This is a genomic window from Streptomyces sp. UNOC14_S4 (genome assembly GCF_020740835.1).
Classification (GTDB): Bacteria; Actinomycetota; Actinomycetes; order Streptomycetales; family Streptomycetaceae; genus Streptomyces.
In genome coordinates this window covers 1-577 of sequence record NZ_JAINFC010001053.1, presented here as the reverse complement: position 1 = coordinate 577, position 577 = coordinate 1, and the positions used below count along the sequence as shown (strand labels likewise).

Below are 577 nucleotides of genomic sequence, written 5' to 3'. Positions count from 1 at the left end.
CCCAGGGCCTCCCCGAACGAGTCACACCCATCGACGCCCACACCTGCACCGTCGACCTCTCCGGCGACTCCCTCCACCGCATCACCCAACTCCTCACCACACTCGGCGAAGTCACCGCCCTGGAGGCCGACGCCGAAGTCCTCACCCACCTGCGCAACATGGCACGGCGCGCTCTGCGACTCACGGAAAACAACAGTGAGCCCGGCCTGCCTCAGGACGAAAAACACGAGCAAATGCCAGGGAATTGACCGAAGGGACACACTGCGATGCAACGGAATCGGACACTGCTGCGCCGCGCACCCGTAAACCGGTGATGCGTCACCCGCCCAATGGGACACCCTTCGTCCTATTGCGATCGTAATGTCGATCTCGATTTCGGCGACCTTGCTCGACTTCACCATCGATCAGGTCTCGTGAGCCGAACAACCACCAGAACAATGAGACTTGTGTCTAAGCCTTGATCCACCGAACTGATTCCGTCGCGTCGGTCTGATCGCGGTCCGGCTGATCGTGGGTCTGCGGCTGTTGTCTGGACGTGCCGTACTCGCTGGTCTGCCCAGCTTTTCCACGAATTCGG

At 61.0% G+C, this 577-nt stretch carries 1 pseudogene; it reads left to right on the top strand.

The features are described from left to right. A pseudogene (locus tag K6I34_RS37855) lies at positions 1 to 248 on the top strand (hypothetical protein); the annotation flags it as partial. Positions 249 to 577: the final 329 nt, after the last annotated feature.